This window comes from Bradyrhizobium sp. T-1, from assembly GCF_053592855.1.
The window spans coordinates 2,482,539-2,505,313 of sequence record NZ_CM132115.1; the positions used below are offsets into that span (position 1 = coordinate 2,482,539).

The window sequence follows — 22,775 nt, forward strand, 5'->3', positions numbered from 1 at the left end:
CGGCAATCTGGGTAGGAAGTGCGCGGCAATTAGGATGGCGAGGCAGTGTCGCGGCCTGATGATGATTGCCGCGATGATTGTCGCGCGCAAGAGTTTTGTTGAACTCTGATTGTCGCGCAGCGTCAATCAGCGACGGTTTTAGGTGTCGCGTGCGATGGCGGCCGTCCTGGACCGCGTTTTCGTTCGAGGGCGGTTCGTCTGCGATAGCTCTCGACGTTCATCTCGACGATGGTGGCGTGGTGAACGAGGCGATCGATAGCGGCGAGGGTCATGGCGGGATCCGGGAAGACCCTATTCCATTCGCCGAATGGCTGATTGGCGGTGATCAGCATCGAGCGGCGCTCGTAGCGTGCACTGATGAGCTCGAACAGCACGCTGGTCTCGGCCTGATCCTTTGTGACGTAAGCGAGATCATCAAGGATCAGGAGATCGAAGCGATCGAGACGATTGATGGCCGCCTCGAGGTTGAGCTCGCGTCGCGCCAGCTGGAGCTTCTGCACGAGATCGGTGGTCCGGGTGAAGAGGACGCGCCATCCGTTCTCGATGAGGGCCAGGCCAATCGCTGCCGCCAAGTGGCTCTTTCCGCCGCCGGGCGGGCCGAACAACAGCAAATTGGCGCCCTTGCCCAGCCAGCTGTCACCAGCGGCGAGCGCCATCACCTGCGCCTTCGAGATCATCGGCACGGCTTCGAAGTCGAAGCTGTCGAAGGTCTTTCCGGCGGGCAAACGTGCTTCGACAAGGTGCCGTTCGATCCGACGGCGGCCGCGTTCGGCGATCTCGTGCTCGGCGATGGTCGCGAGGAAGCGGCCGGCCGGCCAGCCTTCCTTGTCGGACTGTTCGGCAAATTGCGCCCACAGCACCTTGATGGCAGGCAGCCGGAGCTCATTGAGCAACAGATTGAGGCGCGCGGCATCAACCGTGTTCGTTACGCTCATGCGGCACCTCCGGTCTCGGCGGTACCGATGAGGCATTCGTAGGTCGCAAGCGGCACGAGCTGCACCACGACGTTCGGCAGGTTGGCGGGATCGGGGGCGAAGTGAGCACGTAGCCGGTTGAGGTCGGGCAGTTGGCCGGCCTCAAGGTCGGCGGTGAGCTGATCGGCGAGTTCGGTCTCGCAGCCGCGTTCATGAGCGAGCGCGAGGAGATCGACCATGATCCGGCAGGCTTTTTTGTCCGGCAAGCGTTCGCGCAAGCGATCGAAGGTCTTTCGATAGGCATCGCGCGGGAACAGCCGATCTCGGTAGACCAGATTGAGAAGCGCCATCGGCTTGCGCCGCAGGGAATGGATCACGTGCCGATAATCGACGACCTGGTCGTACTTGCCATTGGGATGCGGCCGCCCACGCGGCAGGGTGACGAGATGGGTGCCGCCGACGAACACGTCGAGACGATCATCGTAAAGGCGCACCCGCAGCCGGTGACCGATCAGGCGCGATGGCACCGTGTAGAACACCTTGCGCAGGGTGAAGCCGCCCGAGGACGTCACGCGGACGATCACCTCTTCGTAGTCCGAGGTGCGCCGATCGGGCAGCTCCTGCAATACCACGCGCTCGCCATCGATCCGCTTGGCGTTGCGGGCATTGCGGCGGCTGACGATCTCGTCGATGAAGCCGCGATAGGTGGCAAGATCGTCGAAGTCGACAGTTCCGCGCAGCAGCAAGGCGTCCGCGATTGCTCGCTTGAGATGACCGTGGGGCCCTTCGATCGAACCATTCTCGTGAGCAACGCCTCGATTGTTGCGGGAAGGCCGCATGCCGTAATGGGCACAAAGGGCCTCGTATCGCTGCGTCAGATCGTCCCGTGCATCACGATCGAGATTGCAGAATGCGGCCGACAGACTGTCGGTCCGATGCTCCCGCGGCGCCCCACCGAGCGACCAGAGGGCATTCTGCAGGCCTTCGGCCAAGGCAACGAAGCTCTCGCCGCCAAGCACGACGTGGGCGTGCTCGAATCCGCAATAGGCCAAACGGAAGTGATAGAGACGATGATCCAACGGTGCACCCGCAATCGTAACACCCAATTCGTCCATGTCTGTGAAGTCGGAGAGGCCGAGTTGGCCAGGCTCGTGGGTTTGGCGGAAGATCACCTCCTGCTCCTCGCCGTGGATCGCCCGCCAGGCACGGATCCGACGTTCCAGGGTACGACGGATACCGCTGCCGAGATCCGGATGACGCCGCAGCATCTCCTCGAACACCGCCACCGGGCGTAAGCCAGGTGCCGCCTTCAGGATCGGGACGATCTCGGTCTCGAACACGTCGCTCAACGGGTCCGGCCGTCGCCGGCCGCGGGGCGCCTTCCTTTGCGATGGAAATCGGGGGTCTCTCTCGATCCGATAGGCGGTCGACGCACTGAATGACGCCTTGGCCGCCGCCACTGGCGGGCTATCGGTCTGACGGTACTTCATGTAGAGCCTCATCTGGTGATCTGTGATGTGTCGGCCGGGCACGCGAGTGATTCCTCTTGGCGGAAGAACCACTTGCATAACCCCGCCGGCCGCGATCACCAGTCGGCGCGGTCCTCCTCGGATCGCGCCGACGCTGGGCTCGTAACTCCGGTCGGGCTACGCCCTCCCTACGTCACGAGCCCAGCGAAACTCTCTCACCTTGATTGACGCTGCCTTCCATCCTGATCGCCGCGCGACAGCACATGGCGCTCGATCAGCTGGAAGAGCGGCATGACGGCGAAGGTCCCGTGGCCGACCTGGTCGGCCAGCGTCGACAGCGGCAGGTCGATCCTCTCGGCCTTAAAGCGCACACTCTGGCGGTTGAGCGGGATATGCATGCCGAACTTGTCGAACAAGATCGTCGCCAGCAATTGCGGACCGATGAAGCCGCGCGGCGTGGCATGGAACGGTGCCGGCGGCTGGCTGATCTTCTCGCAATCGCGGCAGGTGAACTTTTCCCGCACCGTCTCGATCAGCTTGAACCGGCGCGGGATCTCCTCCAGCGTCTCGGTCACATCCTCGCCCAGCTTCGCCAGGCGCGATCCGCCGCAGCATGCACAGCTCGTCGGGGCCTCGATGACGATGCGCTCGCGTTCGATGTCGTCCGGCCACGGCTTGCGTACCGGCCGCTTACGCGTGAAGGCGCGCACGGCCTGGGTTTTCGTCGCCGCGGCCTGAGCGGCAAGCTCGTCCTCGCTCGCCGTGGTAACGAGTTCTTCGAGCTCCAATTCCAATTGCTCGATCAGCCGCGCCGTGCGCTCGGAGCGCTGCCCGTACAGTTCGCGCTTGAGCTTCTCGATCCGCAGCTCAAGATGCGCGACCAGCGCCTCGTTGGCCGACAACTCCGCCCGCGCACTGGCAGCTACTGCCTCGGCTTGCAGCCGCGCCTCACGCTCGGCCTGCAGCGCCGCCAAGGCACTCGCAAGATCCGATGGATGGTCGTCCGGCTTCGACATCATGAAGCCATTGAATCAGATCAAGCAGCAGAAGCAAAGAAGCAAGCCGTAAAACGACTATCCGACCCGCGTCGGACGGTGGGTTTCTTGAGGGGTGCGCCAATCGATTCCGGACAACAGGTAGCTCATCTGCGCCGGCGAGATCGTCACTGCTTCGCCGGCAACCGATGGCCAGATGAACCTTCCTCTCTCGAGCCTCTTGGTGAACAGGCATGCTCCCTGGCCATCGTGCCAGATCACCTTCACAAGATCGCTTCGGCGACCGCGGAAGACGAACAGATGACCGCTGAGCGGGTCCTTGCGCAGCACCTCCTGCACTTGGAGTGCCAACGACGGAAAGCCTCGGCGCATGTCCGTGTAGCCCGTCGCGAGCCACACTCGCGCGCCCGTTGGAACCGGGATCATCGGCGTACCAAAGCATCGAGAACGCGACGTAGCGCGTCTCCATCAACGTCGCCATCGACCCGGATGCGGTGCCCGCTACCAAGATCGATCTCGATGATGCCCTGGCTCTTCCGTCGACGCGCCGCCGTCGTCGTCAATGGCGCTTCGGCCACCTCCCGCGGCGGCACAGACGGCCCAATCTCGACCGGCACGAACGGCGCTATACTCGCTTCACCTTGCTTACAAAGCTCTTTGCGCCACCGGAACAGCTGGCTCACATGAAGGCCGGCCATGCGAGCCACCTCGGAAACATTGGCTCCGGGCTCGAGCGATGCTGCTACTAGCCGTTCCTTCTCATCCTGCGACCACCGGCGCCGCCGCTCGACCGATGTGATCACCTCCGCCCTCGAAATCGTCATAGCGCTTCTCCTAGGATTACCCCTAGGACCTGCAGCGATCGCGTTCGTCAAACAAGGCGGCCTTTGGCGGAGGGATACGGAGAGGCGCCGGCATCTTCCTATCCATGCGAAGATGCGCTCGAGGACCCAGCGCCTGGGCGGGAGCTGGAAGCCCTTGACCCCGGGCGGTCGCTGGACGATGTCGATCCTCCACGGTCCGCATTTTTGAGAGTGCGTTGGCGAGCTGTTTGCCGCGATAGACCGATCGGCACAGACGTGCTCGAGCCTAGGGAAGCGGCCTCGGCAGCCCTCCAACATGGGGACGGCACCATGGACATCCCGAAGCAATCACAAGCCTACCATAACCGCTCAACTTTTTTCTCAGGCTCCGAGGAGGCCTCGCAATTTTACACGTGCAGAAACCGATCTTTGACGGTTGGGTCGCTGCGAAGTTCGCTGCTGCTCCCGGTCCAAACGATTCGTCCCTTCTCTACGACGAAGTGTCGATCGGCGAGGGACGTAAGGGCATCGACGTGTTTGTCGATCACGACGATCGCATACCCTTCACTTTTAAGCTGTCGGAGACAGTCCCAGATCTCACCACGTACCAGCGGAGCGAGGCCTTCGGTGGCTTCATCAAGAATCAGAAGCTTCGGATTAGTCATCAAAGCCCGGCCGATCGCCAGCATTTGCTGCTCACCGCCAGAGAGCCGGGTGCTCAAGTTGTTCTGGCGCTCCTCGAGGCGCGGAAACAATTGATATACCGACTGCAATGTCCATCGATTCCGCCTTTCGCGCTTAGCTGCGGTGGCGACGAGATTTTCCGCGACCGTCAATGTGGGAAAGCACTGACGCCCCTCGGGTACCAGGCCAATTCCCAGTTTTGCAATTTGGTAGGAAGGCAGCCCTGCCACTTGTTTTCCATCGAACACGATTGTTCCCCCACGGGGAGGCAATAAGCCAAGAATGGTTTTCACCGTGGTCGTTTTGCCCATTCCGTTGCGGCCAAGCAGGGTGACGACTTGGCCTTCCTCGACGTCGATGGAAACATCGAAAAGCACCTGTGCCGCGCCGTATGACGCCTGCAGACCTGAAACGCTCAACATCAAGCTACCTCTTCGCCGAGGTAAGCGGCGCGCACTTCTGCGTTCCCTCGGACGCTCTCAGGAGAACCGCTGGCAATGATCCGGCCCGCGACCAGTACAGAAACCGTGTCCGACAGCGCAAAGACCGCCTCCATGTCGTGTTCAACCAAGATCATTGGTAGTTGGCGCTTCAATGAGTTCAACAGATCCATCACCTGCCTAGATTCGTCGTGACTCGTGCCAGCCAATGGCTCGTCAAGCAGTAAAAGCTTGGGGTTTGTCGCGAGAGCAATCGCAAGCTCCAATTGTCGCTTCTCTCCGTGCGAAAGAAAGCACGCAAGTGAATCCGCCTTCTCACGCAATCCAACGCGGGCGAGTTGAGTGTACGCGATGTCGTTTAGGTCCTCGTCTGCCGCCGCATTGTCGAAGAAGCTAAAACTCGACCCGGCTCCAGCCTGTGCGGCAATGGCGACGTTCTCGAGAACCGTGAAGTTGGGAAAGATTGAAACGATCTGGAACGACCGCACGAGACCCATATTGGCCCGAACGTCGATCGGACATGCAGTGACGTCTCGTCCGTCAAATCTAATCCGCCCCGTGTCCGATCTGAGGAGACCCGATACCTGATGTATCAATGTCGTCTTTCCTGCACCGTTGGGACCTATGATCGCGTGCAGTTCCCCCGGCATGACGGCAAGAGACACGTTGTCGGTTACGCATAGAGCGCCATAGCTCTTGCACAGTCGCTCAAGCTCAAGAATCGGTCTCGTCATCGCCGGATTTCCAGATAACCGATCAACCCTTTGCGGGCGAATAGTGCTGCCAATATCAACAGGGGGCCAAAGATCATTCCCCAATGCTCGGTGAGTTGCGAAAGATATTCCTCGAGGAGAGCGAAGACAAATGCACCAACAATCGCACCATGCAGAGAACCTGCCCCACCGAGGACCACCATGAAAATCAGCTCGCCCGACCGCTGCCAGGATGCAGCTGCGGGGCTCACGAATTCGCTCTGGTTTGCAAGCAGAACGCCGGCAATGCCAGCGATCATGCCAGAAAGGACATAGGCAGTTAATTGATACCTGAAAGATGGGAAACCGATTGCGGCCATCCGGACCGGGTTTTCCTTCAATCCGCGAAGTACGCGTCCGAAGCGTGAGGCAACAAGCAAGCGGCAGAGCAAATAGGCGCCCAGCAGGATGGCGAAAACCAGGTAGTAAAAGACAAGAGGGTCATTCAGGACGGAGAAGCCATAAAGCTGACTGCGCCTTGCCAAACTCATTCCATCATCGCCGCCATATGCCGAAAGAGACGTGCCGAGGAAATAGAGCATCTGGCCGAAGGCAAGCGTTATCATAATGAAATACACGCCACGGGTTCGAAGTGATATTGCCCCGGTGAAAATCGCGAAACCTCCAGCGGCAATGATTGCTGCCGCCATATGAATAACGAGGCTGGAATGTCCATGAAAACTCAGCAACCCAACAGAATACGCGCCAAGTGCGACAAATGCGGAATGACCGAGGCTGACAAGCCCCACGTACCCTATGAGGAAATCGAGCGACATCGCTGCTAATGCGAAGATCATCGTACGTGTGACAAGTGCAACAACAAAGCTCGACGCGAGCGCCTCAGGCAGCATCGGCACGACGGCCAAAGGCACAAAACACAACAACGGCACCAGAATTGCTCGTTGCGTGCGAACTTCGGTGCGAAAGAATCTTGCGCGTTCTAATGATTGCGCAGCTTGTGATGACACGTAAACGCTCCGCTAGCGGGTTGAAAGGTTGCCGGCCGGTCGGAAGAAAAGCACCGCAGCCATCAGAATGTAGATCAGCATGGGTGCGAGGGCGCGACCGACTTGGCTCGCGGTCGACGGATCGAAGACAGCTCGAAGCAGGAGAGGAGCAAAACTGCGGCCAAGCGTATCGGTTAGGCCAATCAGCAGAGCCGCAACAAACGAGCCGCGTATCGAGCCAACCCCCCCGATCACGATTACGACGAAAGCTAGAATTAAGACATTGGCGCCGATCCCAGGTTCGACTGAGAGAATCGGGGCCGTGAGGGCGCCGGCGAAACCCGCCAACATCGCGCCCAGGCCGAAGACCACAGTGAAGAGGAGCCGAATGTTGACTCCGAGCGCCGACACAAGGGGGGCGTTGCTCGCGCCAGCACGAACAAGCATACCCAACCGGGTGCGATTGACCATCCAGGCACATAGAAGCGCGACGGCAATCCCTGACGCGATGACCACAAGCCGATAGACGGGATAGCGCATCCCCGGCGCGATAGTCACTGTGCCTGACAGGATGTCAGGAATTGCCACGCTAAGCGGAGCCGCTCCGAAGATGAACTTGAGGGTGTGATCGACAAAGACGATAACGCCAAATGTCGCGAGAACCTGATAGAGGTAATCAGCACCGTAGAGATGACGAAAAACCGAGACTTCCAACAACAGGCCAAGTGCCAGTGAAAGACACAACGCGAGAACAAGCCCGACGGCGAAACTTTCGGTATACGCGCTAAAAACAGCGACTAGATAAGCCCCCACCATATATTGCACGCCATGTGCAAGATTGATGAAGTCCATCACTCCGAAGACGATGGTGAGACCAGCCGCTATCAAAAAGAGGATAAGTCCAAATTGTAGTCCATTGAGGACCTGAACCAAAGCCAAGGTGAGCGTCATGTGTGCGCAGCCGGTATCACAAGGGTATCGTGCCTGTTCAACATCAGTCGTTGATTGTGCAGTCTTTGGCAAACTGGTCCGCGCTATTTGAGAATATCTTCTGGACAATCTCAGTCTGGAATTTGCCGTCAGGGCGCAATGCCGCTTTTACGAGATAAAAGTCCTGAATCGGGTAACCGTTGGTATTGAACTTGAACGAGCCACGCAGCGATTTGAAATCGGCGCGCTTCAATGCAGCCCGGACGGCTTTCTTGTCGCTAAGATCGCCGTTAGTCGCTCGCACGGCGCTGTCGATCAGCATCGCGGCGTCATAGGCTTGAAACCCAGTGGCACCAGGAACGGTATTGTAGGCTGCCTCGTAGGCCGATACGAATTGCTTGCTTTGCGGAAGGTCGAGATTCGGAGCCCAGTTGGCGCCGCCAAACATGCCTAATGCTGCAGACCTCTGCGCTGGCAGCGTCATTTCGTCGACTGTGAAGGCAGAGAGGAATGGAATCGAGTCGGCCAACCCGGCCTGCCTGTACTGCTTCACGAGGTTAACTCCCATGCCACCCGGCATGAAGGTAAATATCGCATCGGGATTCAAGGCCGCGATTTTTGAAAGCTCCGATTGAAAATCGAGCGTGTTTAGCGGTACGTACGATTCTTCCACCAACTCGCCTTTGAAGTCTGTTTTGAAGCCCGCAACGGCGTCCTTGCCACCTTGATAGTTAGGTACAAGTACATAAACCCTCTTATAGCCGCGCTCCTGAGCCACTTTGCCGAGGATCTGACTTACCTGGTCGTTTTGATAGGAAGTGACAAAGAAGTAAGGGCTGCAGGCTTTTCCAGCGAGGTTGGAGGGGCCTGAATTGGGGCTGATCAGGAAGACTTGCGACGCCGAAATCGGCTTTTCGATAGCGAGCAGTACGTTCCCGAAGACGGGCCCTACCACGAAATCGACCTTGTCGCGCTCCAAGAGCCCCTTCACCTTGGTGACGGCTACGTCGGGCTTCAGCTCATCGTCGATGACAAACACCTCGACCTTGCGGTTGCCCATCTTGCCGTTGAGATCTTTGATCGCGAGATTGAACCCGTCGCGAATTTGTTGGCCAACGTTCGCTCCTGGTCCGGAAAGCGTTGCCACAACGCCTATTTTTATCGGAGCGTCCTGCTGTGCCGCGGCAGGATAACTGGAGCTCATCGTGAGCGCTCCTGCCAGGGCACCTAACGTCAAAGTACTGCTGCGAGAAATACGCATTCCGTGAGCCTCCCCTTTTTGATACTTTTGATGAAATATCAGATGAAGTCAATGAGTATTGAGTGCCGGCCATGGAGAGGAGCGGGACAACCAAGAAGCGCGTCCGCCTTCCGGGGCTGCCGCGCGACGGCGAATGTAGCGACCACGCGATAACTTCGTGCGACTGAGTGACGGCTGGTCACGCGACCAAGAAGCGGGGGGCGTGGCGCGAGTCCGGAATGCCGTATGAGTGTGGGCGCGTCTGAAGCGTACCTATCCCAATGCGTCGTGACGCACGGGCATCTCGCCGAACGTGCGGCCGGGTGGATATCCCGGCTTCAGGAGATTTCCATCTGGCGTAACCCTTCGAGGACCGTGTCCGCCGCCAGTCTTGGCGCGCTACGACCGCAGGCGCTGCGCTCGCGCCGTGCATTGGCTTGTCCCAGCAGCGCTTCTCAAGAATCGTCTGAAGCATCAGCGGCACAGTTCGCGTCGTGTGGGGATAAAGGCTTTAATGGGTCCCAGGAGTCCATCGGAATATGGGCGAACCGTCGGCAGAGCCTTCGAGCAGCGGGATGCGCTCGCGGCGGCCAAAAAGCCCTATGAAGCCCAGCGGCCCCCGTTTGAAGAGGCAAGTGGATTGACAATCATGATATTTCAGGAGAAAGGTTACGTGCCATTGCAGGCGGGGAGACAAGGGGCAAATATGCAGAACTCCAACACACTTGGCAGGCGCTGGCTGATCCATGCGAGCCTGCTACTGGTACTGGCCGCAATCGCGACCGTCGGGGCCGTCCCCGCAGTGGCACAAGAACAGCCGCTCAAGGTTGGCGTCGTGGCATCCATTACGGGTGGCACAGCGGATATCAACAATAGCGAACTCAACGGCCTTAAGCTGTATCTCGAGAAGATCGGCGGAACAGCTGGCGGCAGGGATCTCAAGCTTCTCATCGAAGACGATGCGGGCGATCCGGGGACCGGCCTTGCGAAGGTGCGCAAGCTAGTCGAACTCGACAAGGTGGATGTGCTCGTCGGGCCCTTTCTGGCCCATGTCGTAGCCGCCACGCAGGACTACATCGGTTCGTCCGGCATTCCGAACATCGTAATGGTCGGTCAGCCCCCGGAAAACGTCAGGCACCCGAACGTATTCGTTCCGAGCTGGAACGCTGTGCAGCTGGGCAAGCTCATGGGCGAATACGCGTTCGCGAAACTGGGACACAAGACAGCTAACATTGTCAGTTCAAAGTACGGTTTCGGAATTCGGGTCTCAGAGGGATTCAAGAGCGGTTTTACTTCTGCTGGGGGGACTATCAAAAGCGAGCTCTTCATTCCCCTCGGCACGGCCGATTGGTTGTCCTTCCTCGCCGGCTTGCCGAGTGCAGATACGGTCCTTTCGGCAATTCCTGGCGGCGATGCCATCAAATACGTTCGTGCAAGGGCGGATCTCGGGCAGACCAAGTCGATGCCGCTCACGGGTGTCATCAGCACCGTGGATGGGGTTCTTTTGCCCTCCATGGGCTCGGCAGCCGATGGTGCCATCGTGATCACGCACTATCTCGAAACCCTATCCATCCCACAGAACAAGCAATTCGTGGCTGACTACAAGGCAAAATACGGTTCCGCCCCGAGCGGCTATTACGAAGCTTTGGGTTACACGATTGGGCAAGTCATTGGCGAAAGCCTGAAACAGACGAACGGGAAGGCGGAGGCGGGTCAATTGATCCAGGCCATCCGCAAGGTCGACTTTGACTCGCCGCAGGGTCGGTTTCGGTTCGCAGCCGGAAAGCAGTTTCCGCTTCTCGACTTCTATTTCGTGAAGGTGGTGCCAGACGGGAATAAGCGCGGATATGAAATCCTCGACGTCAGGCGAGACGTCGCTCCGGATTAAGTCATGATGCAGGTCGCGGGCAAGGTAGCGGTCGTAACAGGTGCGAGGCAGGGGGTTGGCCTCGCGTTGGTGAGAGCCCTCCTGGCCCGCGGCGCTGAGTCCGTGGTGGCAAGCGACGTGCTGCCCATGCCCAACGGCGCACTGCTGCCAAAGGAGCGCGAGCGGGTTTGCTGGCAGTTATGTGACGTGACGGTACAGTCTGACTTGGACGCGCTCGCGGCGTCTGCCGCAGGCGCCCAACTCGTCTTCAGCAATGCGGGCGTGAACCGTATGCAGGGACTTTTGATAGAAGGCGGGTTGGCGGCCGCAAGACTCGAGCTTGAGGTAAACTATTTAGGAGCGCTGGGCGTGATCCGCGCGCTGCTTCCGGAACTGCGTAAGCAGCAGGGGCATCGCGCCATCGTCGTCACCGGTTCTGCGCTGGCGGACGCTCCGATCCTGGAACTCGCGACATACTGCGTTTCGAAGGCGGCTACCGGCGCGATGGCGGATATTCTGAGAGCGGAGCTGTCGCCCGCCGGCATTCAGGTGCTGGTTGCAAAGCCGGGAGCTATCGACACCGAGATGATCGCCTCACTGGACATTCCGAAAATCAGTCCGCGTGAGGCCGCCGACGAAATCCTGAACGCGCTCGAGGCGGGCGCCTCCGAAGTGCTGGTTGGACCAGAAGCGAAGGAGCGCGGAAAAGCGATATCAGTCGATCGCGAGGGCTACTTCCGATCGCTTGGTGAGCGCGCATGACGGCTAGAGGGAATGGGAAGGCGAGAAGCTGCAGGTTAGGGAGTGTAGAGATTGACTGGCAAGCTAGCGCATAAAACCGCAATTCTGACTGGGGCAGGCAGCGGAATCGGGGCTGCGATCGCCCGCGCTTTTGCACAAGAGGGCGCCACGCTGGTACTCAATGACATAGATCAGGACAGCCTGATTCGACTCAAGGCCGATCTTCCCGATCGGGATCATCGCCTGGTGGTTGGCGATGTGTCCGTCGCCGCAACGGCTTCCGCGTTGGCGCGGGAAGCGGATGCGGTTGCCCAAAGAGCGGACATTCTGGTCAACAACGCAGGCATCCTCCACTGCCGGGACATCACTGAAACGCAGGAAGACGAGTTCGACCGAGTCGTGGCAGTCAACATTAAGAGCATGTACCAAGTATGCCGAGCTGTCCTTCCCATGATGGTTGCGCGAGGAGAGGGCGCGATCGTCAACGTAGGCTCGCTGGCCGGCATGGTCGGTATGGAGTTCGGCGGCGAGAGCACTTGGCTTTACAGCACGACCAAGGCCGCAATCTTTCAATTCACCCGCTCGCTGGCCAGCCGCTACGGAAAGGACGGCATTCGAGTGAACACCCTTGCTCCCGGAGCGACACGAACCAATCAGTTGCGGCAGCTCCATCCAAATATCAGCGCTGAAGCAGAGGATCAGATGTGGCGGGACACAGGAGGCAGGCTGACGCTCCTGGGCCGGGTGGCCGATCCTGATGAGATCGCGCGCGTCGCGCTCTTCCTTGCCTCAAGCGATGCCTCCTACATCACGGGGCAGCACATTCTTGCGGACGGCGGATACGCCGTCCGATAGCCTTGAGAACAATCCCATCATGATCGATGATGCTTTCGTATTCGACACCATTTCGCACGCGCTCAATCTCGCCCCCGATAACATCCTCAATCGGTACGGCCAGGGCCTTGCCGATCTCTTCTTTCATCTAAATCAGTGGAACCCAGACGGTTACCGAATTCCGAAAGACGTCTTCTATCGAAACCTGACGATCGAGCAGCAGATCGAGACCCTTCTACTGGAAAGTCCGGTTGATCTCATCGGCAACATGAATCTCGAACTCACTGGTTGGATGAAAGACGGTCTGGCTTCTCGTGAGAAGAACATTGAAGCGGCCAGTCGGTATCCGGACCGCTATGTAAACTACATCGGTATCGACTGCACCAAGCCGCCAGAAGCCTACCTGCAGGACCTCAAGGACCTCGCGACAGAGATGCCGCGGATGCCTGTCGCGCTCAAACTTTATCCGAGTCAGATCTACTGGGAGAAAGGCAAAGAACGCTTTGCGAGCTGGCGCGCCGACAACCGCCAAGTCTACTCGCTCTATGAGCAGGCGGCAAAAATGGGCATCAAGACGTTCATCTTCCACAAGGCGCTGACTGACGGTCCGGTGCCGCTAAACCCGTACCGCATCGATGACATCGACGAGCCCGCGTCTCTTTTCCCGGAATTGCACTTTCAGATCGTTCATGGGGGCATGGCCTTCATGGATGAGACAGCCCAGGCCATCGCTCGCTATCCAAATGTAAGCGTAAACATGGAGGTCACCACGCTTTTGCTTTACAAGGCGCCCGATTGGTTCGCCGATATTCTTGCCCATTTCTTCTGGTGGGGTGGACCTGAGAAGGTTGTCTGGAGTAGCGGCTCGATGTTTGCACATCCGCGGCCGCTGATCGAGCGCTTTTGGCGCGACTTTAAATTCCCGCAGCACATCCTTGATAAGTTTGGTCTTGAGCAGATTACAAGGGATCAGAAGAAATTGGTGCTCGGAGAAAACGCCTGCAGAATCTTCGAGATCGACATTGAAGCAGCAAAAGCAAAGATCAAGGATGACAGGTTCGCCCGCCGGCTCTCCGCCGAAGGATACGCCCAGCCCTGGTCGCGTTGGGCGCCCAATGAGGGGAGGGCGGAATGAGCAGCGAGATGTTCCCGGATCAAGGAGAAATACGCCGTGCGATCGCAACGGTATTCGATCCGTGCAGTGTCAACGCTGGTGTTTCCATCAACGTGATCGACATGGGACTCATTCTCGGCTGGTCGATCGGGGCAGATCGGCACGTCGACATACTGATGCGTTTAACTTCTCCAGGATGCACTCTTGCCCCAAGCTTCATGCATGAGATCGAAGCGGCCGTATCAGCGGTCGCACATGTGGCCTCGGCGAAAGTGACCATTAGCGGCCATTCCCTCTGGAGTGAGTCGAATATTGCTCCAGCGAGCCTTTGCAAACTTCGTGAAGCTCGTCGAAAATCGTCATCACTGATTGGCACCCGGCCGCAGCAGTGGCGGACAGCATTGACAAATGCAAATCCGAGACGTCCCGTTTTAGCCGGAAAGGCAAGCGGACCTGCCGTGTCATGACGTTTTGGGCCTTTCAGCTACTAAACGGAATCTCCTACGGCATGACGCTGTTCGCGCTTTCTGTAGGGTTGGCCTTGATTTTCGGCATGATGCGCGTGCTCAACCTTTCTCATGGTGCATTCTACGCGGTCGGCGCTTGGATCGGAATATCGGCGGGCAGGCAGAGCGGAAGCATTGTATTCGGCGCATTGTGTGGAGTGGTGGCCGTTGTCCTTATCGGACTTATGATCGAACGCCTGCTGCGATACATTCCTAAGGCTGAACTGCCGCAGACCCTATTGACGTTCGGTGCAATGCTTGTGTTGGGCGATCTTTCGCTCTGGTATTGGGGCGGTACTCCCCTGACCATAGAAGCTCCCGGATTGCTTCAGGGTGTCGTAAGTTTGCAGGGGATCGTGTTCCCAAAGTATCGGCTCTTCGTAGCCGGGTTCGGCGTCGTGTTGGCTATCTGCCTGTGGCTTATCGAGACGCGAACCCGCATCGGCATGATGATCCGGGCCGCAATAGACGACCCGCTCATGGCTCAAAGCGCTGGCGTGAATGTTCCTCTGCTGACAACTGTCACGTTTGCCTTTGGAGCGGCCCTCGCAGCGCTAGCTGGGGTGGTGGCGGCACCCGTTCTTGGTGTTCAGGTCGGAATGGAATTCGATGTCCTGCTACTTTCTTTTGTCGTCGTCGTTATCGGCGGATTAGGCAGTCTCCGAGGGGCAATGGTCGGTGCTCTTCTCATTGGTCTGATGGACAGTGTCAGCAAGGCCCTTTTTCCTGAACTGGCGCTGTTCTCGGTATTTGTGCCGATGGCACTTATACTGGCACTCAAGCCCTCCGGCCTGTTTGGACGATAGAATGTCAACGGCACAAATTTCGAGGCGTTTAACGCAGGTAGGTCAGACGCGGTCGGTCGCCGGGTCGGCAACGATTGCTTTCGTGTGCGCTCTCGCCATGGCCCCCTTGGTGCTGGGGTCTTACCCATCGGCGATGCTGGCCAAGATGATGATCTACGGCATGTTCGCGATCGGCCTGAACTTGCTAGTCGGATATACCGGTATTGCATCACTCGGGCATGCCGCGTTCTTTGGCACTGGAGGATATGTCATCGCTATCCTTTCTCGCGCTGGAGTAGACGGCTTTTTCTTACCGCTAGCGGTGGCAATCGCAGCTAGCACGGTTCTAGCGATGGCGTTCGCATGTCTGACGCTAAGGTCCACTGGACCCTATCAGCTCATGATCACGCTCGCCCTCAGTCAAGTGCTCTGGGGCGCTGCCTACAGTTGGCGAGCAGTTAGCGGCGGTGACGATGGCATTCCTGGGATAAGACTTCCGTTCTCAATCTTCGGATCGAATGCGGCGATCTTCTTTTACGGTATCGTCCTGTCGGTGTTTGCAGTGGTTCTCATTGCCAGTCGATTACTGGTGTACTCACCCTTCGGGCGCTCGATGATCGGTATACGAGAAAATGGCAGCCGGATGAGGGCCCTCGGATTCAACGTCTGGCTTCACAAGTTCATTGCCTGCGCGATCTCTGGCGCCCTTGCGGGCTTGGCTGGTGCCTTGCTTGCCTGGCAAAATGGCTTTGTTGGTCCTGGCTATCTGAGCGTCACCACTTCGGCGCTCGTTCTCATCATGGTGATCTTCGGGGGCGCGGGTACGGTGGCTGGTCCCGTTATCGGTGCTTTCATCCTGATCGGCCTCGAAAACGTCGTGAGTGCCATAACTGACAGATGGGTATTGGTACTGGGCCTCATCTACATTCTTACCTCACTGTTTGCACCGCAAGGGCTCGTCGGATTGTTTCGTGCTATGCGGGGCAACCGGCCATGAATGTACTCGAGGTACGCAATCTCACCGTCACTTTTGGAGGCATCGCCGTTCTCAGTGACCTGAGCTTGGCCGTTGCAAAAGGCGAACGGCTAGTTCTGTTCGGACCCAACGGCGCGGGAAAGACGACTCTGTTCAACGCGATCTCAGGAGCCATCACGCCGGCCGGTGGGTCCATAAGCGTTTTTGGCTGCGATGTCGCTTCCATGAGCATTTCGCGGAGAGTAGGGCTAGGTCTGGGCCGCACGTTCCAGATCACCACGCTGTTTCCTGATCTCACCGTTCTGGAGAGCACAATGCTGGCTCTACAAGCCGGCGCACGCTCGCGTTTCGGCATGTTCAAGCCCCTTCTGGCGTACGAATCTTGTCGAGATGAAGCGATGGAGATGCTCAATCAGTGGGGAGTTGGCGGCCGGGCGGCCTCTCTTACAAAGCAACTTTCGTATGGAGAGCAAAGGCAGGTCGAGCTGGTTTTGGCGCTTGCACGGCACCCGAAGCTTTTGCTTCTCGACGAACCGGCGGCAGGCCTTTCCATCGCTGAGACCGAAATCGTGGAGAGAATGATTTCGAAGATGCAACGCGACGTCACGATCTTGTTGATCGAACACGACATCGACTTGGCAATGCGCCTCGCCGACAGGGTAACTGTATTGCAGAACGGCCGCCATGTGAAAAGCGGCTCCCCAACAGAGATCCACTCGGATCCCGAAATTGCTAAGATCTATTTCGGAGATCAGCATGGATAGCGCGCTGATCGTCCGAGAGCTTGAAGCTGGCTACGGTGACGGCACAGTTCTGCATGGCATAGACCTCGAAGTCCGCTCCGGAACCATTTGCTGCGTCCTTGGACGGAACGGCGTGGGGAAGTCAACCTTGATCCAGTCGATTGCGGGTCATCACCCTGTACGACAAGGTAAGATCGGTCTGAATGGCATCGAGGCGACCCATCTTGCCGCGCACAAACGCGCCGGACTCGGAATGGCCGTTGCTCCTCAGGGCAGAAGGCTATTTCCCTCGCTTACGGTGAGAGAACACCTGCAGATCTCGGAACGCGGCGGTGAGAAGGCAAATGCCTGGAACTTCGACAGGGTTTTGAAAGCCTTTCCTCGTCTAGGTGAACGTCTTGATAATCTGGGAGCCGCTCTGAGTGGCGGAGAACAGAGCATGGTTTCGATGGGCCGTCTACTCATGGCAAATCCGCTCGTTGCCCTCTTGGACGAACCGTCTGAAGGACTTTCGCCTCTACTGGTGCAACAGGTTGCCGACGTTCTCCAGGAGGGCCGGAGCGCAGGGATGGCGATTCTTCTGGTCGAGCAGAACTTTGGATTGGTGATGAGGATCGCTGACCATGTTCACATCATGAACAAAGGTCGGATCGTTTACTCGGGACCTCCCGATGCCTTGAGAGAAGACACTGAAACTCGACGCCGCTATTTAGGGGGATAGATCCTCTTCAAAGATAAATTCAAAAGGGATGTGTCGCTGCTGGGGTCGTCAGCGGTTTCCGGCGTTTCCTCTGGCATGGCGAGCACGTCGGCGAAGGCTTGCGGATCGACGCCGTCGGCCTTTGCCGTGATGATCAGCATCACCATGACAGCGGGGCGGTCGGCACCCCGTTCGGAGCCGGCGAAAAGCCAGGACTTGCGTGCCAAGGCAAGGCCCCACCGCGCGCTCCGCCGCATTGTTTGCCAGGCAGATCCGCCCGTCATCGATGCAGCGGGCAAACCTGCCCCAGCGGCGCAGCATGTGATCGATCGGCTTGGCGACCGATGACGAGTTCGATAGCCGGCCCCGCTGCTTGCGGAGCCATGCTTTCAATGCCGTCAAAAGCGAGGCGCTTTGTTCTTTGCATCCGCAGACACTCTTCAGCGCTTTGGCCGTTGATGCGGCGCTCAATGTCGAACAGCGCATCGATGCGCTTGACCGCCTTCAGGGCAATTGGCGAGGTCGCCGCGGCGTTCCTGTCGCGCCTCGCATTGGCGGCGGTGTCCGCTAGCTCAAGAAACTGCCGCCTGGCATGGGCCCAACAGAGTGCGGGCGTAACCGGTCCCTGCGCGCGCGAGGCGTCATACAGCTCGTTGTAGCCGTTATAGGCATCGGCCTGCAGGATGCCGGTGAAGCTTTGGAGATGCTACGTGGGATGCTCCTGCCGCCGGTCGCGCGAGGCGTAGTAGAGCGCGGCCGGCGGCGCCCGCCCGCCAAATGGTCGATCATCGCGAACGTAGGTCCAGATATGTCCTTTGACCGTCTGGCCCTTGGCCAGGACCGGCACGTGGTGTCTTCGCCGTGAAGCCGCCCGGCAGCGAGGACATGGCGCACAATCAGCCCATGGATCGGCTGTAGGCCGCCGCACAGGCGCCGACCTGGTCGGCCAGTGTCGACAGGCTCAGATCGATACCCTCCGGGGCGTAGCGCTCGCTCTGCCGGTTCAAGGGCTGATGCTGGCCGAACTTCTCAAACTGGATCATGGCCGGCAGGCTCCGCCCGGCAAAGCCGCGCGGCGTCACGTGGAAAGAGGCTGGCGGCTGGGTCATCGTCTCGCAGTCCCGGCGCAGAACTTCTCGCGCACCGTCTGGATCACCTTCCAATGCCGGGAACGACATCCAGCGTCTCCGTTGTCTCCGTAATGTCTGCGCCCAACTTTTATAGCTTCGATGAGCCGCAGCAAGAGCAGCTCTGCGGTGCGGCAATTACGACCTGCTCGCGCGGCAAATGGTCGGGAACGGTTTGCGTGACGGCGCTTGCGCTGGAATCACCTGACGGTCTGTATCTTGGTCCGCCCTCTATGCTGCCAGTTCGTCTTCCGTTGCGGTTGCACCCAACTCTTCAAGCTCAAGCTCCATCTGCTCCAGGAAACAGATTGCGGTGAACGTCATGTCGTCGAGCAATCTCGACAACACTGGCGCCAGGCACCAGACTCTCCTCCATGATCCGACGTTTCTCGGCACTCGTCACCGCCGTCGCCGCTCGGGACCGGACAGAACGTAGCCGTCGTCACGTTTGCCCATTTGCTTGCGAATTGATGAGCAAGACATCTCACGCTCGAGCTCGATCGGCGAAGGCGGGCTCTACCGGCTTACTTCGCGACTGCCAGGATCCCGGCACCAGGCGTAGACGAGACGTTTCAGAGTTGTCGCAATCCTTCGACCGCACACGCCGGCGAAATGCGTCAAGAACTTGTATTTCATATATCACTATCGGGCGAATCTCGACTCGGCGCCGTTGAATAGCTTTACCCCAACTTATTGTTTTCGCCGTATCGTCTGCATCAAGATGAAGGCAGCTCTCTCCGCTTCGTGATGCTTTGACGAAATTGACATAAGCCAGATAGTGCAAAAATGAATTGGTTCAAAGGTACTCGCAAATCACCCAGCAATCTAGGGATGCTGTCTCATCTGAGATACCGTGCCAAAATAGTGCTCGGCTTCTTCGCGGTGCTGGCCCTATTGGCAATTAGCATTGGCGTCGGGTATTTCGGATTTGAGAAGGTATCAGCTGGCATGGACTCATATCAGCAGATCGTCAGTGAAACCGACGCGGCCCGTGACATCGATCGTGGTCTAGTCGCCTATGAACTACTCACTCGATATTTTGCCGCTACAGGAACGTCGGGTGACGAGGACGCCGCACGAAAAGCCGAGGCTGCCCTCGCACGCGCCATCGAGCATGCGAGAAATGTCGCCAGCGTAGCCACGAGCAAGAAAGTCGAAAAGCTCGGCAGCGAGTTTGACGAGGTCGTCAAGTTGTTTGCGCAGATTGTACAGCTGAAGAAGGAGAATGCCAAAATTGTATCGAGCCATCTAGCGCGATTTGGAAATTCGTTTCGCTATAAGCTCGAGGATATTCGCGACGCCGCGGCGCTTGCGGACCTCGCCGAACTGCAGTTGAGCCTGAATGAGCTCGCAGGTAGAAGTGCGACTGTCGCCACCGCCATCTCAAACTACGTAGCTCGACCCGATCCATCGATCGTGAAGACCGCCACGACCGGCCTACAGTTGCTGAAGAATACCCTCGAGGCTTTAAGCAACGCAGATCCCAAGATTACCCCGAAAATGGTGGAACTCGCCTCTCAGCTTGACGCGTACCAAATGTCCTTCGCCAAGTTCGTCGACAACTCGGTGGCGATCGCCGATCTAGTCAATAGGTTGGACGAAGCGGCCCGCAAGATCGCCCAGGATGGCGACGAAATGAAGGCTTCTCTACTCGCACAGCAGCAAGCGATTGCTGCTCGATCGGGGGCGATCGCTCAAGATACTAAGCGGTCTGCGACGTTCCTCGGCATAGTAACACTGATGCTCGGTTCGCTATTGGCTTGGGCCTTGGGACAGGGGATTGCACGGCCAATGACTGCAATGTGCGCTGCAATGCGTGAACTCGCTAGCGGACGCTTTGACGTGGTGCTGCCGGGCCTCGGGCGCAAAGACGAATTGGGCGAGATGGCGAGTGCCGTTGAGCAGTTCAAGGTCCGAGCCCTCGCAGAGGCCGAACGCGAGGCGTCGGAGAGAGAATCGCGCAATCAGGAACAGAAGGAAATGAGGCGTGCGGAGTTGCAGCGTCTTGCGGAAGGGTTTGAAGCGGCGGTCGGTAGCATCGTTTCAAATGTCTCCTCTTCTGCAAATCAGTTGGAGGGGGCGGCAAGTTCGCTGACTCGCACGGCAGAGCTTACACAGGATCTCTCCGGGCGCGTCGCAGGTGCTTCCGAACGGGCGTCCTCCAATGTTCGGTCAGTAGCGTGCGCGACGGAAGAACTGGCGGTTTCGGTGCGCGACATCGGTCGCCAAGTCCACGAGTCCAGTCGCATCGCCGAAGCAGCGGTTCTCCAGGCGGAACGAACTGATTGTCGTATCGCTAAACTCTCGAATGCTGCGCAGCAAATCGGCGCGGTTGTTAAATTGATAACCGCAATTGCGGAGCAAACAAACTTGCTTGCATTGAACGCGACGATCGAAGCGGCCCGCGCGGGTGAGGCGGGACGTGGATTCGCCGTGGTAGCGGCCGAGGTCAAATCGCTAGCAAGCCAAACCTCGAAGGCTACCGAGGAAATTGCGGCGCAAATCGCCGGTATGCAGTCCGCCACCCAGGAATCCGTCGGCTCTATCAAGGAGATCGGTGAGACAATCGTGCAAATATCGGAGATCGCGTCTAGCATCGCTGCCGCCATACGCCAGCAGAGCGATGCGACCCAAGAAATATCGGTCAACGTGAAGGAAGTGGCGCGAGACACCCAGGAAGTTGCAGAAAGCATCACGGAAGTCGACCGTGGCGCTGGGGAGACGGGGGTGGCATCGGTCAACGTGTTAGATTCAGCGAAGATGCTCTCGCTGGAAAGCGCTCGGCTTCGCGATGAGCTCATGAAGTTCATGGCCACGATTAATGCGGCATGAGCTGGGTCGGGCATTAAGTTGGGCCGCTTCCGCACGGGGCGATCTAGCGAAGACGTCAATTCTGAATGTATAGCGAGCGCTGAGGTCGGAGGAGAGGACCAAGGACATCCATGGTAGGAACTTCGTCGCTATCGGTGCTGTGTTCAGCGAAGTCTGTGGGGGCCCAGACCGTCCCGGTACTGGCGAAGGGCAAGACCCATACCCGCGATCGCGGACCTATGTAGGGGACAACCGGCCGTTCGGTAGTTCCGCATTCCAATCGGATGTCCGCTTTGGTCCTGGCAGCTCAGACAAGTGTACCCCGGACATCGTGAAGGTGCTCTAATGCACGTGGGGAAGACCGTCGAAAATGACCAATTCCGTCAGCACATTGGCTCGCACAGCGCGCGGTGGAAATTGCTGTTTCCGCTCGGGAGGAAGTCGCTTTTCCCGTCATGCAGCGGAAAGTTTTTGAGATCCGCATAATTGGGCGACATGACCAGATCCTGCAGATCGGCGTCTCCGATATAGCCCTTGGCTTGCACGACTCATGAGACAACGATCTTTGCCACTCCCTACAGGGGCCGTTTTCCGTGGCGCGCGACAAAAAAATGCTGGCCATTCTCAGATGAGTGGGAGGACAGGCTTGGCGACTCCCCAACAACTTACCTTTTGAGGCCAAGTCCTTTGGCCTCGTACGCCGTAGCGCAAGGAGGCGTACAATGGACTCGTAAATAGCTTCTCGGCTAGCCCGAGTTCTGGATTGCCGTTTTCTCGCCCCTTCGGATTGGTCGTGAACATTCAAACTAACGCGGACACCTGGAGAGGGCTTGCCAAGGAATTCGATGCCAGCCCTTTCGAGAGCGTATCTGATCTTCTCAATTGTCTGGAAGTGTGCCGCCAATGTCTCGTCGCATTGCCCCTCCAGCCGCCGGATAGTCGAAATCGCAACTCCAGAATACATCGCAAGATCGTTCTGCTTCCAACCCAACAACGATCGTGCGGCCTTGATTTGGCGCGTCATCACCAACATCCAGAGAGGTCCTACCCAGAGACACATGGACGTTTACGAGTCATATGATATTTCACATGAAATAAATAGGCAATAAGGCGGTCGTGACTGACGCAGCTTGCTTAGCTGCCCCCATGGATCCTTTCATCTATGAGATAGGTGCTGCTAGATTGTAAGGCCAGCTGAAAGCCATAGGTTCCATCGCGCGCATCGGGCCCCTTGATAGTAGAGGGTGGCGGCGCCGCGCGCCTGCCGCGCCGGCTTGAGCGGGCGACGGTCTCGGTGGGGCAGCGCCGCCTCGAGCGACTGCAGGAGCGGGCCCGTGGTGCCGGTTTGCAATAAGATGCGACAACCAGAACACGCTGTCCGTCAAGAGCAAAGCAGG

20 protein-coding genes and 3 pseudogenes are annotated in these 22,775 nt (G+C 58.3%); 10 read left to right on the plus strand and 13 right to left on the minus strand.

The features are described from left to right. Positions 1 to 122 precede the first annotated feature (122 nt). The 11 genes and pseudogenes from istB to ACWAT4_RS11960 form a co-directional block, all read right to left on the minus strand. Positions 123 to 935 (minus strand): IS21-like element helper ATPase IstB, encoded by an 813-nt coding sequence (istB, locus tag ACWAT4_RS11910; protein ID WP_208764263.1) that lies wholly within the window; start codon positions 933 to 935, stop codon positions 123 to 125. Beyond that, complete coding sequence (gene istA, locus ACWAT4_RS11915; protein WP_433995304.1) at positions 932 to 2,446, minus strand: IS21 family transposase; 1,515 nt, start codon at positions 2,444 to 2,446, stop codon at positions 932 to 934. Before istA ends, istB begins: the two co-directional genes overlap by 4 nt. A gap of 191 nt (positions 2,447 to 2,637) precedes the next feature. Then, a pseudogene (locus ACWAT4_RS11920) lies at positions 2,638 to 3,402 on the minus strand (IS66 family transposase); the annotation flags it as partial. Between the two features lie 54 nt (positions 3,403 to 3,456). Continuing rightward, positions 3,457 to 3,777, minus strand: coding sequence for an IS66 family insertion sequence element accessory protein TnpB (gene tnpB, locus ACWAT4_RS11925; RefSeq protein ID WP_449730292.1), 321 nt, complete (start codon positions 3,775 to 3,777; stop codon positions 3,457 to 3,459). Between the two features lie 23 nt (positions 3,778 to 3,800). Further along, positions 3,801 to 4,202, minus strand: coding sequence for an IS66-like element accessory protein TnpA (gene tnpA / locus ACWAT4_RS11930; RefSeq protein ID WP_449730291.1), 402 nt, complete (start codon positions 4,200 to 4,202; stop codon positions 3,801 to 3,803). 78 nt (positions 4,203 to 4,280) lie between these two features. Continuing rightward, positions 4,281 to 4,526 (minus strand): annotated as a pseudogene (locus tag ACWAT4_RS11935) (transposase); the annotation flags it as partial. A 62-nt stretch (positions 4,527 to 4,588) separates the two neighbouring features. Continuing rightward, a complete protein-coding gene (locus ACWAT4_RS11940) occupies positions 4,589 to 5,287 on the minus strand; it encodes an ABC transporter ATP-binding protein (protein ID WP_449730590.1) in 699 nt (232 codons plus the stop codon). After that, positions 5,287 to 6,039 (minus strand): ABC transporter ATP-binding protein, encoded by a 753-nt coding sequence (locus ACWAT4_RS11945; RefSeq protein ID WP_449730591.1) that lies wholly within the window; start codon positions 6,037 to 6,039, stop codon positions 5,287 to 5,289. Before ACWAT4_RS11945 ends, ACWAT4_RS11940 begins: the two co-directional genes overlap by 1 nt. Further along, complete coding sequence (locus ACWAT4_RS11950) at positions 6,036 to 7,025, minus strand: branched-chain amino acid ABC transporter permease (protein WP_449730592.1); 990 nt, start codon at positions 7,023 to 7,025, stop codon at positions 6,036 to 6,038. Before ACWAT4_RS11950 ends, ACWAT4_RS11945 begins: the two co-directional genes overlap by 4 nt. A 12-nt stretch (positions 7,026 to 7,037) precedes the next feature. Continuing rightward, positions 7,038 to 7,955 (minus strand): branched-chain amino acid ABC transporter permease, encoded by a 918-nt coding sequence (locus ACWAT4_RS11955; RefSeq protein ID WP_338311035.1) that lies wholly within the window; start codon positions 7,953 to 7,955, stop codon positions 7,038 to 7,040. Positions 7,956 to 7,998: 43 nt separating this feature from the next. Beyond that, positions 7,999 to 9,138 carry an ABC transporter substrate-binding protein gene (locus tag ACWAT4_RS11960; RefSeq protein ID WP_449730593.1) on the minus strand — a complete coding sequence of 380 codons (1,140 nt, stop codon included), beginning with the start codon at positions 9,136 to 9,138 and terminating at the stop codon, positions 7,999 to 8,001. Positions 9,139 to 9,823: 685 nt separating this feature from the next. Here ACWAT4_RS11960 and ACWAT4_RS11965 point away from each other — a divergent pair. From ACWAT4_RS11965 to ACWAT4_RS12005, 9 genes are read left to right on the plus strand one after another with little or no spacing between them, the layout of a single operon-like run. Further along, positions 9,824 to 11,062, plus strand: a complete 1,239-nt coding sequence (locus ACWAT4_RS11965; RefSeq protein ID WP_449730594.1) for an ABC transporter substrate-binding protein — start codon at positions 9,824 to 9,826, stop codon at positions 11,060 to 11,062. A 3-nt stretch (positions 11,063 to 11,065) separates the two neighbouring features. Next, positions 11,066 to 11,803 (plus strand): SDR family NAD(P)-dependent oxidoreductase, encoded by a 738-nt coding sequence (locus ACWAT4_RS11970; protein WP_449730595.1) that lies wholly within the window; start codon positions 11,066 to 11,068, stop codon positions 11,801 to 11,803. 51 nt (positions 11,804 to 11,854) lie between these two features. Beyond that, positions 11,855 to 12,637, plus strand: a complete 783-nt coding sequence (locus ACWAT4_RS11975) for an SDR family NAD(P)-dependent oxidoreductase (RefSeq protein WP_449730596.1) — start codon at positions 11,855 to 11,857, stop codon at positions 12,635 to 12,637. 19 nt (positions 12,638 to 12,656) lie between these two features. Then, positions 12,657 to 13,751: an amidohydrolase family protein gene (locus ACWAT4_RS11980; protein WP_449730597.1), complete on the plus strand. Its 1,095-nt coding sequence runs from the start codon at positions 12,657 to 12,659 to the stop codon at positions 13,749 to 13,751. Beyond that, complete coding sequence (locus ACWAT4_RS11985; RefSeq protein WP_338311029.1) at positions 13,748 to 14,197, plus strand: metal-sulfur cluster assembly factor; 450 nt, start codon at positions 13,748 to 13,750, stop codon at positions 14,195 to 14,197. Before ACWAT4_RS11980 ends, ACWAT4_RS11985 begins: the two co-directional genes overlap by 4 nt. 41 nt (positions 14,198 to 14,238) lie before the next feature. Further along, positions 14,239 to 15,042: a branched-chain amino acid ABC transporter permease gene (locus ACWAT4_RS11990; protein ID WP_449730598.1), complete on the plus strand. Its 804-nt coding sequence runs from the start codon at positions 14,239 to 14,241 to the stop codon at positions 15,040 to 15,042. 1 nt (position 15,043) lies between these two features. Beyond that, a complete protein-coding gene (locus ACWAT4_RS11995; RefSeq protein ID WP_449730599.1) occupies positions 15,044 to 16,018 on the plus strand; it encodes a branched-chain amino acid ABC transporter permease in 975 nt (324 codons plus the stop codon). Next, positions 16,015 to 16,761, plus strand: coding sequence for an ABC transporter ATP-binding protein (locus tag ACWAT4_RS12000; RefSeq protein WP_338311025.1), 747 nt, complete (start codon positions 16,015 to 16,017; stop codon positions 16,759 to 16,761). Before ACWAT4_RS11995 ends, ACWAT4_RS12000 begins: the two co-directional genes overlap by 4 nt. Further along, complete coding sequence (locus tag ACWAT4_RS12005) at positions 16,754 to 17,461, plus strand: ABC transporter ATP-binding protein (RefSeq protein ID WP_449730600.1); 708 nt, start codon at positions 16,754 to 16,756, stop codon at positions 17,459 to 17,461. Before ACWAT4_RS12000 ends, ACWAT4_RS12005 begins: the two co-directional genes overlap by 8 nt. On the opposite strand, the pseudogene tnpC reads toward ACWAT4_RS12005, so the two are convergent. Together tnpC and ACWAT4_RS12015 are read right to left on the minus strand one after the other, a co-directional pair. Continuing rightward, positions 17,446 to 18,867: pseudogene (tnpC, locus tag ACWAT4_RS12010) on the minus strand (IS66 family transposase); the annotation flags it as partial. The gene ACWAT4_RS12005 and the pseudogene tnpC sit on opposite strands and share 16 nt — an antisense overlap. Beyond that, on the minus strand, positions 18,848 to 18,943 hold the full coding sequence (locus ACWAT4_RS12015) for a hypothetical protein (protein WP_449731201.1): 96 nt from the start codon (positions 18,941 to 18,943) through the stop codon (positions 18,848 to 18,850). The gene ACWAT4_RS12015 and the pseudogene tnpC, both read right to left, overlap by 20 nt. Positions 18,944 to 19,353: 410 nt before the next feature. Here ACWAT4_RS12015 and ACWAT4_RS12020 point away from each other — a divergent pair, with 410 nt between their 5' ends. Further along, positions 19,354 to 21,399, plus strand: a complete 2,046-nt coding sequence (locus tag ACWAT4_RS12020; RefSeq protein ID WP_449730601.1) for a methyl-accepting chemotaxis protein — start codon at positions 19,354 to 19,356, stop codon at positions 21,397 to 21,399. The last annotated feature ends 1,376 nt before the right edge of the window (positions 21,400 to 22,775 follow it).

What these genes read in the sequence shown, in the direction of transcription:
- istB (WP_208764263.1), bottom strand. Translation starts at nt 935, where the DNA reads ATGAGCGTAACGAACACGGTTGATGCCGCGCGCCTCAATCTGTTGCTC.
- ACWAT4_RS11965 (WP_449730594.1), top strand. Translation starts at nt 9,824, where the DNA reads ATGATATTTCAGGAGAAAGGTTACGTGCCATTGCAGGCGGGGAGACAA.
- ACWAT4_RS12005 (WP_449730600.1), top strand. Translation starts at nt 16,754, where the DNA reads ATGGATAGCGCGCTGATCGTCCGAGAGCTTGAAGCTGGCTACGGTGAC.
- ACWAT4_RS11960 (WP_449730593.1), bottom strand. Translation starts at nt 9,138, where the DNA reads ATGAGCTCCAGTTATCCTGCCGCGGCACAGCAGGACGCTCCGATAAAA.
- ACWAT4_RS12000 (WP_338311025.1), top strand. Translation starts at nt 16,015, where the DNA reads ATGAATGTACTCGAGGTACGCAATCTCACCGTCACTTTTGGAGGCATC.
- ACWAT4_RS12020 (WP_449730601.1), top strand. Translation starts at nt 19,354, where the DNA reads ATGAATTGGTTCAAAGGTACTCGCAAATCACCCAGCAATCTAGGGATG.
- ACWAT4_RS12015 (WP_449731201.1), bottom strand. Translation starts at nt 18,943, where the DNA reads ATGGAGGAGAGTCTGGTGCCTGGCGCCAGTGTTGTCGAGATTGCTCGA.
- ACWAT4_RS11940 (WP_449730590.1), bottom strand. Translation starts at nt 5,287, where the DNA reads ATGTTGAGCGTTTCAGGTCTGCAGGCGTCATACGGCGCGGCACAGGTG.
- tnpA (WP_449730291.1), bottom strand. Translation starts at nt 4,202, where the DNA reads ATGACGATTTCGAGGGCGGAGGTGATCACATCGGTCGAGCGGCGGCGC.
- ACWAT4_RS11970 (WP_449730595.1), top strand. Translation starts at nt 11,066, where the DNA reads ATGATGCAGGTCGCGGGCAAGGTAGCGGTCGTAACAGGTGCGAGGCAG.
- ACWAT4_RS11985 (WP_338311029.1), top strand. Translation starts at nt 13,748, where the DNA reads ATGAGCAGCGAGATGTTCCCGGATCAAGGAGAAATACGCCGTGCGATC.
- ACWAT4_RS11955 (WP_338311035.1), bottom strand. Translation starts at nt 7,955, where the DNA reads ATGACGCTCACCTTGGCTTTGGTTCAGGTCCTCAATGGACTACAATTT.
- ACWAT4_RS11990 (WP_449730598.1), top strand. Translation starts at nt 14,239, where the DNA reads ATGACGCTGTTCGCGCTTTCTGTAGGGTTGGCCTTGATTTTCGGCATG.
- ACWAT4_RS11980 (WP_449730597.1), top strand. Translation starts at nt 12,657, where the DNA reads ATGATCGATGATGCTTTCGTATTCGACACCATTTCGCACGCGCTCAAT.
- ACWAT4_RS11945 (WP_449730591.1), bottom strand. Translation starts at nt 6,039, where the DNA reads ATGACGAGACCGATTCTTGAGCTTGAGCGACTGTGCAAGAGCTATGGC.
- ACWAT4_RS11995 (WP_449730599.1), top strand. Translation starts at nt 15,044, where the DNA reads ATGTCAACGGCACAAATTTCGAGGCGTTTAACGCAGGTAGGTCAGACG.